The 14,853-nt window shown below is 62.6% G+C and carries 16 protein-coding genes, 1 tRNA gene and 1 pseudogene; 3 read left to right on the top strand and 15 right to left on the bottom strand.

Annotated elements, in window-relative coordinates; genetic code table 11:
* Positions 1-17: 17 nt before the first annotated feature.
* From L288_RS0122275 to rpsD, 9 genes are all read right to left on the bottom strand, one after another.
* Positions 18-1,154: a beta family protein gene (locus L288_RS0122275; protein WP_031304873.1), complete on the bottom strand. Its 1,137-nt coding sequence runs from the start codon at positions 1,152-1,154 to the stop codon at positions 18-20.
* A 7-nt stretch (positions 1,155-1,161) separates the two neighbouring features.
* Positions 1,162-2,445, bottom strand: a complete 1,284-nt coding sequence (locus L288_RS39565; protein ID WP_021239712.1) for a helix-turn-helix domain-containing protein — start codon at positions 2,443-2,445, stop codon at positions 1,162-1,164.
* Positions 2,442-2,984, bottom strand: a complete 543-nt coding sequence (locus L288_RS39560) for a DUF6932 family protein (protein WP_021239711.1) — start codon at positions 2,982-2,984, stop codon at positions 2,442-2,444. Before L288_RS39560 ends, L288_RS39565 begins: the two co-directional genes overlap by 4 nt.
* A 269-nt stretch (positions 2,985-3,253) precedes the next feature.
* Positions 3,254-3,329 (bottom strand) — tRNA-Lys (locus tag L288_RS39555).
* A 45-nt stretch (positions 3,330-3,374) separates the two neighbouring features.
* Positions 3,375-3,887, bottom strand: a complete 513-nt coding sequence (folK, locus tag L288_RS39550) for a 2-amino-4-hydroxy-6-hydroxymethyldihydropteridine diphosphokinase (RefSeq protein ID WP_021239710.1) — start codon at positions 3,885-3,887, stop codon at positions 3,375-3,377.
* A 54-nt stretch (positions 3,888-3,941) separates the two neighbouring features.
* The gene (aguB, locus tag L288_RS39545; RefSeq protein ID WP_021239709.1) at positions 3,942-4,790 is read right to left on the bottom strand and encodes an N-carbamoylputrescine amidase; all 849 of its coding nucleotides are present in this window, start codon (positions 4,788-4,790) and stop codon (positions 3,942-3,944) included.
* Between the two features lie 102 nt (positions 4,791-4,892).
* The gene (locus tag L288_RS39540) at positions 4,893-5,876 is read right to left on the bottom strand and encodes an agmatine deiminase family protein (protein WP_021239708.1); all 984 of its coding nucleotides are present in this window, start codon (positions 5,874-5,876) and stop codon (positions 4,893-4,895) included.
* A gap of 81 nt (positions 5,877-5,957) precedes the next feature.
* A complete protein-coding gene (locus L288_RS39535; protein WP_021239707.1) occupies positions 5,958-7,610 on the bottom strand; it encodes a M28 family metallopeptidase in 1,653 nt (550 codons plus the stop codon).
* A 135-nt stretch (positions 7,611-7,745) separates the two neighbouring features.
* Positions 7,746-8,360 (bottom strand): 30S ribosomal protein S4, encoded by a 615-nt coding sequence (rpsD, locus tag L288_RS39530; protein WP_021239705.1) that lies wholly within the window; start codon positions 8,358-8,360, stop codon positions 7,746-7,748.
* 178 nt (positions 8,361-8,538) lie between these two features.
* On the opposite strand from rpsD, the gene L288_RS39525 reads away from it, so the two are divergent.
* The gene (locus tag L288_RS39525; protein WP_021239704.1) at positions 8,539-8,835 is read left to right on the top strand and encodes a chorismate mutase; all 297 of its coding nucleotides are present in this window, start codon (positions 8,539-8,541) and stop codon (positions 8,833-8,835) included.
* An 18-nt stretch (positions 8,836-8,853) separates the two neighbouring features.
* On the opposite strand, the gene L288_RS0122270 is transcribed toward L288_RS39525, so the two are convergent.
* The 4 genes from L288_RS0122270 to rpiB form a co-directional block, all read right to left on the bottom strand.
* Positions 8,854-9,909 carry a TrmH family RNA methyltransferase gene (locus L288_RS0122270; protein ID WP_021239703.1) on the bottom strand — a complete coding sequence of 352 codons (1,056 nt, stop codon included), beginning with the start codon at positions 9,907-9,909 and terminating at the stop codon, positions 8,854-8,856.
* Positions 9,910-9,993: 84 nt separating this feature from the next.
* The gene (nrdR, locus tag L288_RS39520; protein WP_021239702.1) at positions 9,994-10,455 is read right to left on the bottom strand and encodes a transcriptional regulator NrdR; all 462 of its coding nucleotides are present in this window, start codon (positions 10,453-10,455) and stop codon (positions 9,994-9,996) included.
* A 158-nt stretch (positions 10,456-10,613) separates the two neighbouring features.
* Positions 10,614-11,933 (bottom strand): serine hydroxymethyltransferase, encoded by a 1,320-nt coding sequence (gene glyA / locus L288_RS39515; protein ID WP_021239701.1) that lies wholly within the window; start codon positions 11,931-11,933, stop codon positions 10,614-10,616.
* Between the two features lie 12 nt (positions 11,934-11,945).
* Positions 11,946-12,383, bottom strand: coding sequence for a ribose 5-phosphate isomerase B (gene rpiB, locus L288_RS39510; protein WP_021239700.1), 438 nt, complete (start codon positions 12,381-12,383; stop codon positions 11,946-11,948).
* A 103-nt stretch (positions 12,384-12,486) separates the two neighbouring features.
* Between rpiB and L288_RS39505 the strand changes: the two genes are divergently transcribed.
* Positions 12,487-12,684: a hypothetical protein gene (locus tag L288_RS39505; protein ID WP_030540480.1), complete on the top strand. Its 198-nt coding sequence runs from the start codon at positions 12,487-12,489 to the stop codon at positions 12,682-12,684.
* Here L288_RS39505 and L288_RS39500 read toward each other — a convergent pair whose 3' ends face one another.
* Complete coding sequence (locus L288_RS39500; protein ID WP_021239698.1) at positions 12,685-13,773, bottom strand: HPP family protein; 1,089 nt, start codon at positions 13,771-13,773, stop codon at positions 12,685-12,687.
* Between the two features lie 137 nt (positions 13,774-13,910).
* Positions 13,911-14,567, bottom strand: a complete 657-nt coding sequence (locus L288_RS39495) for an alpha/beta hydrolase (protein WP_021239697.1) — start codon at positions 14,565-14,567, stop codon at positions 13,911-13,913.
* 38 nt (positions 14,568-14,605) lie between these two features.
* Here L288_RS39495 and L288_RS44015 point away from each other — a divergent pair.
* Positions 14,606-14,853: pseudogene (locus L288_RS44015) on the top strand (hypothetical protein); the annotation flags it as partial.

Here is a 14,853-nt window from a genome sequence, read left to right as displayed (position 1 = left end):
CGGGTGTCGCGTGAATGCTAGACGAGCTGTAATTGCTCGGCGTGGATAATAGGCGCCACGCGCTCGCGGGATATGCCAAAAGCTCGGGTCAGCTGCTCGTCGACAATAGCAAGATGGTGATCTGTCGAGCACCATCTCCACATACTTGCGTTGCCCGTTTTACCCTTGCCATTAGCCAAATCGTGGATGTAAGAATTGCCCAAGCTATAATTCGCTGATTTCATTTCAGAAATCAAAGCGAGCTGGGCAGCTACTGGGAAGATATTTTTGTATTTCTCTCCAATCTTCGTCGAATTTCCTTTGCAGTATATGTAATCATTCTCACTCGAATATAAGAGCTTGGCAGTGGGGCTGACACGCATCGGTTTATAGTCGCTTGGAAATTCTAGCATGTAATCAGAAAACATCGGGACGACGGGGAATTCGTCCTTAATGCTAAGAATTGCCTCGTACACTTTCCAGTCGCTGCGCGGAAAGCGCGCAAGCATTCCCGGTTTCAGCTTAGGCTTATCAGGGAAGCTGGTGGCGCTCCAAAACACCCTCAACCATGTATTCTGCGAGATCAGCCTCGCCATTTGGATCGCCAAAAGATGAGCCAAATCTTCTGGTTCATCGATTTGCAGTGGTCCGCCATCCACGAGCAGAACCGTCCGATCTGGCGCGCCTCCAAGCTCTAGGACGTGAGCTGCAAGATCAGACGCAGACGGTATATCCTCGAGTTCTTGAAGGCCTACACGGAAGCAGATGACCGCATTGCTATCGCGCCGGATAAAGCGGCGGATGGCCGCCATGTAGTCAGCCGAACTGTTCCGACTGAATATCGGGGCAGCATTCGCGCCGCAGAGCCTTGCACGCTCCAAAAGCTCTGTGAGCGGATGGGCATCCACGGCCTTGCGGTGGCGGTCATCATCGACCAATTCGGCATCGATGAACGCTAGACGCCGACCACGGCTTTCAGCGAGTTGGTGGCCAAACCTCCGCAGATATTCCGTGGGGGATAGCACACGCTGTTCGTCAGGGTCGAAGGAGCCTGCCGGTGTAACTTTGAACGCCGGGACAAGTCTGTCACTTTGCATCGAGGCCGTTTTAAATGCGCGGCGCTCACCGGCTTTCCATTTCGCCTGCGGCATATAGATTACGTCTGACATTCGCATTTGATTGTCACTCCATATAGCCAGATGAGCGAAGAAATTCTCTGACCTCGCCACTACCTAGCATATCATGAAATTCGGTGTAATCACGCTCCCGGCGAATACGGCCTGCAATCAGAGCTGGATGTAAATCGTGGCGAGCTGCAAACTTGATGATAGCTTCGGGCAACTTGGCAAATCTCACCGTTGATCCTTGCCAAGTGACTTTTGGAAGAATCGCGTTTTCCGCAAACTCGTCCGCTTCCCTTTCAATCAATTCATCGCTGTTGCCGGCGTCCTCATCCATGATTCCTTCTCCGACAACGCGGGGCCAATGGCGAATTATATGACCAAGTTCATGAAGAAGAACGAACCAAAAGTTATCTATCCTGTCATGCCGGGCTGTCATTCCAATAACCGCATAGATGCCGTCCAACGACATGGCCGCACCATCAAGCTTCGTTTTAGGGAGATGCTTCTCGAAAACTACAATAACGCCGTATTCCAGAAGTAACTCCACGACCTTTCGGATACCGATAGGGTCGGAACTAAGCTTGGCGATTTGGGAGACGACCTCAGCCGACGGCGTAGTGAAGCGGCGCGCCAGTCCAACCCGTTGGCGAGCCTTCATCAAAATTCTCGCCTGCCAAGCCAAAAGAGCAGCTCGCCGTGGAACAGACAGGGAGCCCGCCGTCTTCCGGTGTAATGCAGGTGCGATTTCACGCGGCGCCTGAACGAAAAAGTCCCGTAACACACGAGCCCTCTCGGCGGACGGTGTGCGCCGATCAATCTGACGGCCGAACCAACCACGCGTGTTCATTTCCGCAAAAGGGAAGTCCGCTAGACTAAGCCCACCTGGCATGTCATTGATTGAAGGGTCTTCTCCGGTGAGGGTCAACTTCGCTTCAAACCCTAAGCCTATCGATGACGCAATGTGCGATATCCGATTGAGGCTTGCTGAACCATACTGCTCCTTCTCGTATTTTTGGATTTGCTGCTCTTGAAGTCCGGCCAAATTGGCCAACTCTCTCTGCGTGAGTCCCTTTGCCACCCGGGCTTCCAGCAAGCCCTTTCCGAGTTCAGAAACGCCATGAACCTCAAGCTCACGAACTTTTCCGTCTCGCAGCGCTTCATAGGCAACCAACTGTTCGCGCAGTTCGGCGGCTTGGCGTTCATAAGACGCACGTTGCGCACGAGCGATCATCGGGTCAATGCCACCTTGGATCGCTTTCAGGACGTCATATTGCATTAAGGCGTCTTCAAATCCCGCCAAGGCAGCCTTTGTCGAACGATATTCTTTCTCGTTGCTAATCATGAATTCATGATTTCCAACAGTTTCAATTTAATTCCGATCATTCCTCGCTCTTCCCCCGTCATTTTATCCTTGGAAAGGAAACGGAAAAACTCACCTGATGGGCCAGAATCGCAGCCGCCTATCAGGAGGTCGCCCCTGTATCTTTCACGGCGCTCTAAGAGCAAATTTTCATCATATAGGATTGGCTCTAAGTCGGCTGAGACGCCCACGGGATCCCAACACGCATCATAGTCGCTTGGGTCTTGCTTCGAAGTGACGAAGCTGCCGCCGACAAAGATGCGCGAACAGCCTGCCACCCGCAGATCGTGACACGCTACCTTGAGACCTTCAAACAACCATGCGCGGTGGGCATTAAAGGCGAAGGCATCGCGAAATTCTCGCAGGCTGACGAAGTGCAAACCTACTGGTAGCACTTGGGCCGAGTGCCCACGTTGACTGATGAGACTAGGGATCATGGACACAACAATATCGTTGTGTCGAAATTTGCGCAAGATACCCGAATACGAATCGAGAGATTGCTCGGCAGCTGACAGGTGCAACGGCGACTCAACCTTGGAGCGCGTTGCAAATGTCAGGCCAGGCGGTGTGATGACTATGAGGGAAATTATTCCTCTCGCAGGTTTTCAGCTGATTGATCCGGGGCCGTCTGAGCCGTGGTTCACATTGTGCAACCTCATTGGAAACATGAGGAGGGCGCCTGGCACGATCCGTCCGATTGAAAGATTCGGTGCCTATCCGGTTTTCAGAAACTCCGGATGGCGACAGACGCACCAGAATTTCTAACAACGCCGTGAAAAACAAGGAAAAATGGTGAGCCCTGCTGGATTCGAACCAGCGACCTACTGATTAAAAGTCAGTTGCTCTACCGACTGAGCTAAGGGCCCTCTCGCTGGAAGGTGTGCACGCCCTAAAGGCCGTGATGCGGCTGGTCAACCTCTAGGACGCTCTATCGGTGACGCTTTTCCCAGCCGTGCTTCGATATGGCGGACGGAGCGGCCGGAGAGCGGGTCCCGCCATGCTGGCGCGATCTGGCTGAGGGGGCCCAGCACGAAGGCGCGCTGGCGGAAGGCGGGATGGGGGATGAGGAGCGACCGGCTTTTCCACTGGCCGCCCGACCACAGGATGATGTCGATATCCATGCTGCGCGCGCCCCAGCGGCGATGGCGGCGGCGGCCGAGCTGCGTTTCGATCCGTTGCAGCGCCAGCAGCATCTCGCCGGGCGTCAGCCTGCTTTCGACGATCAGGGCGCTGTTGGCGAACTGCCGTGCCGAAGGGCCCAGGGGGCGGGTGGGCATGACCGGCGCCATCGCCCGGACCTGCCCCAATTCGCCGATGCGCGCCGCCGCTTCATGCAGCAGCCGGGCGGGGGTGCGCCTGGCCGACAGGGCGCGGTTGGATCCAAGCGCCAGGGCATAGAGGTGGAGGGCGGGGGCGGCGGACATGACCCGCGCCTAGCGTCTCAACCCTGCGCTGCAAAGCCTCTGTGGCGCGGGGGGTCAGATGTCCTGCGCGATGCGGCCGTAAAGTTCGGGCCGCCGGTCGCGGAAAAAGCCCATGCCCGCGCGGTGCTTGCGCGCCTGCGCAAGGTCGAGCGTCGCCACCAGCGCGCCTGAATCCCTGCCGTCCGCCTCCGCCGCGAAATCGCCCCATTCGTCGGTGATGAAGCTGTGGCCGTAGAATCTCTGCCCGTCTTCCTCGCCGATGCGATTGGCGGCGATCACCGGCATGCAATTGCTCACCGCATGGCCGATCATCGCGCGCCGCCACATGCGGCTGGTGTCGAGGTCCGCATCATAGGGTTCGGAACCGATCGCCGTGGGATAAAACAGCATCTCCGCACCCATCAGCGCCATCACGCGCGCGGTTTCGGGATACCATTGGTCCCAGCAGATGCCGACGCCGATCGTCCCATATCGGGTATTCCACACCTTGAAGCCTGAATTGCCGGGGCGGAAATAATATTTTTCCTCATAGCCCGGACCGTCAGGGATGTGGCTCTTGCGATAGACGCCCATAATCTCCCCCTCATCATCGATCATGGCGAGGGAGTTGTAATGATGCTGCCCGTCCCGCTCGAAGAAGCTGGCGGGGATATAGACGCCGTGCGCCTTGGCGAGCTTGCGCATTTCCTGGACGGCGGGATGCTCGCCCACGGGCAGGGCGTTGGCGAACAGCGCCTCATCCTCCACCTTGCAGAAATAGGGGCCTTCGAACAGTTCGGGGGGAAGGATGATCTTCGCGCCGCGCGCCGCCGCCTTCACGACATGGCCCGCGACCATTTCGATATTGTCCGCCATGTCGTCCGAAAAGGCGAGTTGGAGCGCGGCGACGGTGACTTTGGTCATTGGTTAATGGTCCCTGGAGACAGCGGCGAAAGACGGTCAGGACATAGGGCAGGATCGCGCGGGCGCAACCGGTGACCGGCGCGGCGCGCGACGAAACTCCGCTCAGGCGGAGGGCATCTGCTGGCTGGTGCAGTGAAAGCTGCCCCCGCCCGACAAGATGGCGTTGCTGGGCAGGCCGACAATGTCGCGGCCGGGGAAGAAGGGCCGTAGCGCATCCAGTGCCGCCTGATCATTGGCGCAGCCATAAAGGGGCACGATGACGGCGGCATTGCCGATGTAGAAATTCATGTAGCTTGCCGGAACGACCTCTCCATCCACGACGACGCGGCCGGGGGAGGGGATGGACGCGACCTCGACGCCGAACGCCTGCGCGCGCGCGCGCGCGTCGGCATAGATGGCCGCGTTGGGATCGTCATCGCCCGCCGATTCGGGCAGCGCCAGCACGCCCGGCGCCACGAAGCGCGCCAGATTGTCGACATGGCCGTCGGTATGATCGTTCATCAGCCCCTCGCCCAGCCACAGCATGTCCGACAGGCCAAGCGATCCCGCCAGCAGCGTTTCGATCTTGCCGCGGTCCAGGTCCGGGTTCCGGTTGGGGTTCAGCAGGCATTGTTCGGTCGTGACGAACAGGCCGGTGCCGTCCGTGTCCACCGCTCCGCCTTCGAACACCCATTGCTGGGTGGATGTGGGGAGGCCGGTCATCGCCGCCAGCCGCGCGCCGATATCCTCATCCCCCGCCATCTGATATTTGCCGCCCCAGCCGTTGAAGCCGAAATCGACCAGCGCCCGCTCCCGGCCGCGCATCACCGCGATCGGGGCGGTATCGCGCAGCCATACGTCGCCCAGCTTCTGAACGACGATGCCGACGCCCGGCGCGGTCAGCGCGCGGGCCGCCTGCGCATCCGCTTCATCGGCCACGACCAGCCGCACATCCTCGCCCTTGCCATCCGCATGCAGGGCGTTCGCGAAGTCAGCGATCTGCCGCCGGGCCTCGTCGAAAGCGCCGGGCCATTCTTCCGGGTTGGCCGGAAAGCCGATCCAGGTCCATTCGTGCGGCGCCCATTCGGCTGGCATACGGAAGGTCATGGGCTTTCTCCTGATGGGGGGCGGGTCCTGTCCGCCTCTACAGGATCGCGGGTCCCATGGAAGCGGCAAATAGGGTTGGCTTCACCGGCCAGCGCGGCTTCTGTCGCGAATGGCGCGGAATTCGTCGCCCGGCGTCCAGTTGGGCCAGTCCGTGCTGTCCGCCAGAGCGCGGCCGACATCATAATAAAGTTCAAGGTCGGCCTTCACCCCGCTCCAGTCCCAGTTGGGATCATATTCATCCTTGGGCCCGTGGTAGCGATGCTCCTCATAGTCCCTGGCCGCCGCCGCTCCGGCCGCCGTGCCGCCCTTCACCAGATCCTGCCCGCCTTCGAAATAGAGCATCGGCACGCCCTTCTTGGCGAAGCTGAAATGGTCGGAGCGATAGTAGAAGCCCTTTTCCGGCGTGGGCTCCATGCTCGCGATCCGCTTCTGCGCGGCAAGGGCGCGATCCAGATAGGCGTCGAGCTGCGACTTGCCCTTGCCGATCACCACCACGTTGCGGGCGAGCCCCGCCATGCTGAGCGCGTCCATATTGACGCCGCCCACCGTCTGGCGCAGCGGCACGGCGGGATGATCGGCGTAATAGGCCGAGCCGAGCAGCCCGGACTCCTCCGCCGTGACGGCAAGGAACAACTGGCTGCGGTCAGCCGGACCAGCCTTCACATTCGCCTCCGCCAGCGCGACCAGGGCCGCCGTGCCGGTGGCATTGTCGATCGCGCCATTGCAGATATCGTCGCCATCGGGCGCGGCCTTGCACCGGCCCAGATGATCCCAATGGGCGGCGTAGAGCACATATTCGTCCGGCCGCGTGCTGCCGGGCAGCAGGGCCGCGACATTCCTGGACCGATGCTTGCGCACCACATTGTCGAAACTGACGCTGGCCTTCACGCCCTTGAGGGGCACCGCCTTGAACCCGCGCTTTTTGGCGGCGGCCGAGAGGGTGTCCAGGTTGAGCCCGGCACTGGCCATCAGCGCCGCCGCCTTGTCCTTCCCTATCCATCCGATCGCGGCGGACTGGCGCGCATTGCCATCGGCGCTGTCGGCCACATGCTGGGCGCCGGTCCAGCTGGACTGCACGACGTTCCAGCCATAGGCGGCGGGCTCCGTGTCATGGACGATGATCGCCGCGGCCGCGCCCTGCCGCGCGGCTTCCTCGAACTTGTAGGTCCAGCGGCCATAATAGGTCATCGCCCGCCCGTTGAAGGGGCCGGTGAGCGCCGCCGCCTGATAATCGGGGTCATTCACCAGGATGATGACGGTCTTTCCGCGCACATCCACGCCGGCATAGTCGTTCCACTTCTTTTCCGGCGCGTTGATGCCATAGCCCACGAAGACGACCGGGCTGTCCTTCACCTCCACATGCGGCTGCGCGGTGCGGTAGGTGGCGATCACCATCTCCGGCCCATATTCCGCCGAAACCGCCGTCTTCCCGCCCGTGAAGCGCAGCGGCGTCACATCCCTGGCGGTGATCTCCACCAGCGGCACATCCTGAAACCAACTGCCCTTGTTGCCGGGTTTCAGCCCCAGCGCCTCGAACCGCTGCACCAGATAGGCCAGCGTCTTTTCCTCGCCCGCCGTGCCGGGCGCGCGTCCCTCATAGGCGTCGGAGGAAAGCTCCTTCACGACCTCCTTCATCGTGTCGATCGACGGCGCAACGTCGCGCGGCGCAGCGAGCGCCGGACCGCCCGCCGCGGCGGCGATCAGGGACAGGAGGGGCAGGAGGGCGATGCGCATGACGACAGCCTTGTTTGGACCAGCGATGGTCCCGGTGATGCCAGCGCGGCCGCATGCAGGCAAGCCGATGAGCGCAAAAGAAAAAGGCGGCCCGCGCAGGACCGCCTTCTCCCAAAATCCGAAATGCCTGATCGATCAGCGCGAATAGAATTCGACGACCAGATTGGGCTCCATCTTCACCGGATAGGGCACTTCGTCCAGCGTGGGCACGCGGACATAAGTCACCTTGGCCGCGCCATCGGGCGACACATAGTCGGGGATGTCGCGTTCAGGCAGGCTCTGCGCTTCAAGCACCAGCGCCATTTCCTGCGCCTTCTTGCCCAGGGTGATTTCGTCGCCCGGCTTCACCAGACGCGACGCGATATTGCACTTGACGCCGTTCACATAGATGTGACCGTGCGAAACGATCTGGCGTGCCGAAAAGATGGTCGGCGCGAACTTGGCGCGATAGACCACCGCATCTAGGCGGCGTTCCAGCAGGCCGACCAGATTCTGGCCGGTGTCGCCCTTCATCCGCGCGGCTTCGATATAGTTCTTCTTGAACTGCTTTTCGGTGATGTCGCCATAATAGCCCTTCAGCTTCTGCTTGGCGCGAAGCTGAATGCCATAGTCGGACATCTTGCCCTTGCGGCGCTGGCCGTGCTGGCCGGGGCCATATTCACGCTTGTTGACCGGGCTCTTGGGGCGGCCCCAGATATTCTCGCCCATGCGGCGGTCGAGCTTATGCTTGGCGCTGGAACGCTTCGACATGATATTTCCTTCGATATGCTAACAACGTTGGTTCCGGTACTCGCCTGCTTGCCTGAAAGGGGCAGGGCCGCCGCTTCACCGGAGTGCAGGGCCAATCGCGAAGGCGCGCCTATGGCCTTGGGCGGGGATCATGTCAAGCCCTCGACAGGGGGTGGATGCCAGCCTAATCGGTAGGCCCATGAACCCGGAAAGCTATTCGACCATGGAGCAGGTGCGCGCGGGCGTCGACAATCTCGACCGCCAGATCGTCGCTCTGCTCGCTCAGCGCTTCGCCCATATGCGCGCCGCCGCCCGCATCAAGGAGGAGCGGAGCGCCGTGCGGGACGAGGCGCGCAAGGCCGAAGTCATCCAGAATGTCCGCGAAGAGGCCGCCCGGCAGGGCGCGCCGGAAGACATTCTTGCGGCCTTGTGGGACCAACTGGTCGAAGCATCGATCGCCTATGAAATGACCGAGTTCGACCGGCTGAAAGCCTGAAACACTGCCCGCGATATTCTAACGCGCGCGCGGGTTGGCGAGCGCCGACAGCACGCCGCGCAGCGTCCGCACCTCCAGGTGATTCCAACCCGGCTTGGTGAGCAGGTTGCGCAAGGTCCGCTTGGTCGCGGGCGCGCGGTCGGGCGGGAAGAAATAGCCCGCGCCCTCCAGCAAGGTTTCGAACTGGCCGATCATGCCTTCCAGCTCGGCCTGCGGCGCGGGTTCGCCCAGGTCGGTGACGGTCGGCTGCTCCAGCCCGGCCTGCTTCGACCATTCATAGGCGCACAGGATCACCGCCTGGGCAAGGTTGAGCGATCCGAATTCCGGGTTGATCGGCACCGTCAATATCTTGCGGGCCAGCGCGACATCCTCCGTCTCCAGCCCCGACCGTTCAGGCCCGAAGACATAGGCGCAGCGGCCGCTCGCCCGATGCACCTCGCGCGCGGCTTCTTCCGGGGTCACCACCGGCTTGGTGACGCCGCGCTTGCGCACCGTGGTGGCATAGACATGCGCGCAATCGGCGACCGCATCGGCCAGCGTCTCGAACAGCTCCGCCTTGTCCAGCACGACATCCGCCCCCGCCGCCGAGGGCCCCGCATCGGGATTGGGCCAGCCGTCGCGGGGACTGACCAGCCGCATCTCGGTAAGCCCGAAATTCAGCATAGCCCGCGCCGCCTTGCCGATATTCTCGCCAAGCTGCGGGCGGACAAGGACGATGATAGGGGGAGGAGCGCTATTTTCTTCCATGATGCCGTTCGTCCTAAGTAGGGGCTGAGCTTGTCGAAGCCCCGTATCGAAGGATTTGCGCGCCAACCGGCTGACCATGTCCCAGTCGCCAGCGATCAGCGCTTCCTTCTTTTTCCGCGACCAGCCCTTGATCTGCTGCTCGGCGGCAAGGGCTTCTTCCCGCGTACCGAAATCCTGTTGCCAGACCAGTTGAAGGGGGCGGCGGTTTTGCGTGTAACCGGCAATCTCGCCTGTCTGATGCTGGGCGATACGCTTCTCAAGATTATCCGTATGCCCAAGATAGTAGCTGCCGTCCGAGCAGCGCAGCATATAGGCGTGGAACGTCATGGCATTGTCCTTCGATACGCCATTTCGACAGGCTCAATGGCTACTCAGGACGAACGGGGTTGCGAAGGGGAGGGACCGGCCCCCTCACTCACTCCCCACCTCCTTCACCGAACCGGCGAAATCCTCGAAGTCCCGCGCATCGGTGAAGTCCTTATACACGCTGGCGAAGCGGATATAGGCGACGCTGTCCAGCCGTTTCAGCCCCTCCATCACCATTTCGCCGATCGCCCGCGCGGGCACTTCGCCTTCGCCGCTGGTCTCCAGCTGCCGCTGGATGCCGGAGATCAGCTTTTCCAGGCGGCTGGGGTCGATCTGCCGCTTGCGGCAGGCGATGTCGATGGATCGGGCCAGCTTGTCGCGGTCGAACGCTTCCTTGCGCCCCTCGCTTTTCACCACCCAGATGTCGCGCAACTGGATGCGTTCGAACGTGGTGAAGCGCGCCCCGCAGGCTTCGCACTGACGGCGGCGGCGGATGGCGGCGCCGTCCTCGGTGGGACGGCTGTCTTTTACCTGGCTGTCGTCATGGGCGCAGAAGGGGCAGCGCATTCAGCAGATATCTCCATTCGTCCTGAGCAGGAACCGGGCTTGTCCAAGGCACGTATCGAAGGATTGAGCAAAGCTCCAGCCCTTCGATACGCCTTTTGCCTTTCGGCCGTCCTCGATCCCGCTCAACGGCCATGCAGGACGAACGGTAGAAGTTCGCTTTAACCCTCGTAGATCGGGAAGCGGGTGCAGAGGGCCGACACGCGTTCGCGCACATTGGCCTCCACCGCTGCGTCGCCATGCTCGCCCTTGTCGCGCAGCCCTTCCAGCACGTCCGCGATCATGTCGCCGATCGCCTCGAACTCGGCCACGCCGAAGCCGCGCGTGGTCCCCGCGGGCGAACCCACACGGATGCCGCTGGTCTTCGTCGGGGGCAGGGGGTCGCCGGGCACGCCATTCTTGTTGCAGGTAATGAAGCTGCGCTCCAGCGCCTCGTCCGCATCTTTGCCCGAAATGCCGAAGGGGCGCAGGTCGATCAGCGCGAGATGCGTGTCGGTGCCGCCCGAAATCACGGCCAGGCCGCGCTGCTCCAGCCTGGCGGCGAGCGCCTTGGCATTGGTGACGATCGCCTGCGCATAGGTCTTGAACTCAGGACGCAGCGCTTCGCCGAACGCCACGGCCTTGGCGGCGATGACGTGCATCAGCGGCCCGCCCTGAAGGCCGGGGAAGACGGCCGAATTGATCTTCTTCGCGATGGCTTCGTCATCGGTCAGGATCATGCCGCCGCGCGGGCCGCGCAGGGTCTTGTGCGTGGTGGTGGTCACGACATCGGCGAAACCGAAGGGCGTGGGATGCGCGCCGCCGGCGACCAGCCCGGCGAAATGCGCCATGTCCACCATGAACAACGCGCCCACCTTGTCAGCGATGGCGCGGAAGCGCGCGAAGTCCAGATGGCGCGGATAGGCCGAACCGCCCGCGATGATCAGGGTCGGCTTGGCCTCGATCGCCTGCGCTTCCAACGCGTCATAATCGATGAGGTGCGTGTCTTCGCGCACGCCATATTGCACGGCATTGTACCACTTGCCCGACAAGGCGGGCTTGGCGCCGTGCGTCAGGTGGCCGCCCGCGTCGAGCGACAGGCCCATGATCGTGTCGCCCGGCTTGGTCAGCGCCAGCATCACCGCGCCGTTCGCCTGCGCGCCCGAATGGGGCTGCACATTGACGAAGCCGCAGTTGAAGATTTCCTTGGCGCGGTCGATGGCGAGCTGCTCGACCTCATCCGACGGCGCGCAGCCCTGATAATAGCGCTTGCCCGGATAGCCTTCGGCATATTTGTTGGTGAACACGCTGCCCTGCGCTTCCAGCACAGCCTTCGACACGATATTTTCCGATGCGATCAGTTCGATCTGCGTCTGCTCGCGCTTCAATTCCTTGGTGACGCCAGCGAAGACGGCCGGGTCGGCATCGGCCAGGCTGCGCGTGAAATAACCTTCCGCGCGGATGTCGGACAGGTCGGGCTGGCTGAGGGTGGCGGTGCTCATCGGGCGTGCTCCTTAAAGCGCGGGCTGGGAGAGTTTTTCGACGCGGCCGCTGTGACGGCCTCCGCCAAATTGGGTAGAAAGGAAAGCGGTGACGCAGGCCCTGGCCATGTCGGCGCCGGTCAGGCGCGCGCCCAGGGCAAGCACATTGGCGTCATTATGTTCGCGCGCCAGTGCGGCCGACAGCGGTTCGGACACCAGGGCGCAGCGGCAGGCCGGATTGCGGTTCACGGCGATGGAAATGCCGATGCCGGACCCGCACAGCGCGATGCCCCGTTCCGCAGCGCCCGACGCGACCGCCGCCGCCAGCTTGTAACCGAAATCGGGATAGTCCACGCGATCGGCCGTGGCGGGGCCAAGATCGTCGACCTCATGTCCTTCGGCGCGCAGCCAACCGGCAAGTTCCGCCTTCAGATCAACGGCGGCATGATCGGAAGCGATGGCGATTTTCACGGTGTAATGATCCTGTCACGCAAAAGGTGATTCGTTTCCCGCGCCTCTTAGGGGCACAGGCGGCCAATTGCCACAGTCCAGCTAGCCGCTTATGGCCTGCCCCATGGCAGGGACGATATTATCCATTCTGATGCTCGCGGGATTGTTCCTGACGGGCGGCGGCATCTACGCGATCGCGAAGAAGGGCGACCGCAAGCGCGGCGTGCTGATGATCATAGCGGGGCTGGTGATGTTCGCCAATGTCGCCATCTCCGCCATTCCCGGCCCGGACGTGCCGATGCTGGAAAGCCGCGCCGACTGATCAGGCGCGCAGGGCCATCGCCGCCAGCAGGTCCGTCTGCGTCACCAGCCCGCGCAGCTTGCCGTCTCCATCCACGACGATCGCCTCCCGCCGAGCTCCGCTGGTCAGCGGCCGCAGCAGTTCCGACACCGGCGTCTGGTCTGACACGAACAGCGGCGCCGACGCGATGTCGCGGACAGTCTCTCCCGCGCGGGCAAGGTCCAGCGGGCTGACCAGCCCCTGCACCCGCCCTGCATCGTCCAGCACCGGCAGCGACAGCAGGCGGCGGGCATGCAGCAGTCCCGCCGCCTCCATCACCGGCTGGCTTTCCCGGACGGAGATGATGTCGCGCGACATGATCTCGCCGCAGGTCAGCGCCGCATGGCTCCGCTCGGCCGCGCGCACCTCCGCATCATGCAGCACGACCTGCAAGTCGGCCGCATCCACGTCCAGTACGTCGCCATAGGCTTCCAGCGCTTCCTCCACATCCTGTTCGGACGGCGGGGTGCGCAGCAGGGGCGCGGGATCGCTGGTGCCATGCGCGCTTTGCGCCCTGGGCGCGACGTGGGGATAGCTGTGCCCGGCGATCCGGTGAAAGATGATCGCCACCGTCACCAGCAAGGCCGTGTTCAATGCCACCGGCACCAGGACGAACATATAGCTCGGATCTCCGCTGGCGCCCAGCACGGCGGACAGCGCCACCGCCCCGCCGGGCGGGTGAAGGCAGCGCAGCAGGGACATGGCCGCGATCGCGCAGCCCACCGCCAGCGCCGCGGCCATCGTCAGGTCCGGCACCAGCAGCGCGATCGTGATGCCCACGATGGCCGACACGACATTGCCGCCGAACACGGACCAGGGTTGCGCCAGCGGACTGGCGGGCACGGCGAACAGCAGCACGGCGGACGCACCCATGGGCGCCACCAGCAGCGGATGGGCGATGCCGTTCCCCAGCATCAGGCCGCACAGCAATCCGGTGATCGCAATGCCGCCCATCGCCCCGCTCGCGGCCTTCAGCCGGTCGAAGAAGCCCGGCCCCGGCGGCGCGGGGATGAAGGCGCTGTAATAGCGGCTCCATATCAGGCGGCTTTCGTCATTCTTCTCATTCTGCATGGCCCGCCGCCGCTAGTCGCGGGCGGATGGCAGGCCAAGACATATTTTCTTGGGTCCATGATCAGGCCAGGCCATGCGCAACCGGCGGACACAAAAAAAAGGGCCGGTCCACGGCCCTTTTCTCGATCCCTGGACAATCAGCGGATGGGTGAATCGGGCGCAAGCCGCATGTCGAGATAATTGTCGACCGACTTCATCAGCTGATCCAGCTCATGTTCGAAAAAGTGGTTCGCGCCACGGATTTCGTCATGATGGATGGTGATGCCCTTTTGCGTGCGCAGCTTGTCGACCAGCTTCTGCACGGCGCTGGCGGTCACGACCTCGTCCGCCGTCCCCTGCACGATGATGCCTGAAGAAGGGCAGGGCGCGAGGAAGGAGAAATCGTACATATTGGCGGGCGGCGCGACCGAGATGAAGCCCCGGATTTCGGGACGGCGCATCAACAGCTGCATGCCGATCCACGCGCCGAAGGAGAAGCCCGCGATCCAGGTGGTCTGCGCTTCGGGATGGAAGCTCTGCACCCAATCGAGCGCGGCGGCCGCGTCGCTGAGTTCGCCCACGCCATTGTCGAACGTCCCCTGGCTGCGCCCGACCCCCCGGAAGTTGAAGCGCAAGGTGGCGAAACCCCGCCTCACGAAGGTCTTGTACAGCGCCTGGGTGATCCGGTCGTTCATCGTCCCCCCGCCTTGCGGATGGGGATGAAGGATCATGGCGACAGGCGCGCGGGGGCGGGGCGGGGGGCTGAAGCGGCCTTCCAGGCGGCCTTCGGGTCCGGGAAAGATAACGTCGGGCATGGCACCTTATTATGGTTCTGGCCGCGAGCGGCTGATGGATGCGGTGGGCGCAAGCCTGTGCTGGCGTTGCGCGGCAGACCGCCTATATAGAAGTCGCCGCCGTTTCCGCAATCAATGAGTATAGCCGCCTCGTGGCCGCCGACCGTCTTTACCTGGACCACGCCGCAACGACGCCGATGGCGGCGGCGGCGAAGGCCGCGATGATCGACGCGATGGACCGCTGGGCCAACCCGTCCAGCCCCCATGCCGACGGCCGCGCCGCGCGCGCCGCGCTGGAGGATGCGCG

Origin of the sequence: Sphingobium quisquiliarum P25 (genome assembly GCF_000445065.1) — a bacterium.
In the GTDB taxonomy this organism is placed as follows: Bacteria; Pseudomonadota; Alphaproteobacteria; order Sphingomonadales; family Sphingomonadaceae; genus Sphingobium; species Sphingobium quisquiliarum.
This window is presented reverse-complemented; position numbering and strand designations above follow the sequence as displayed.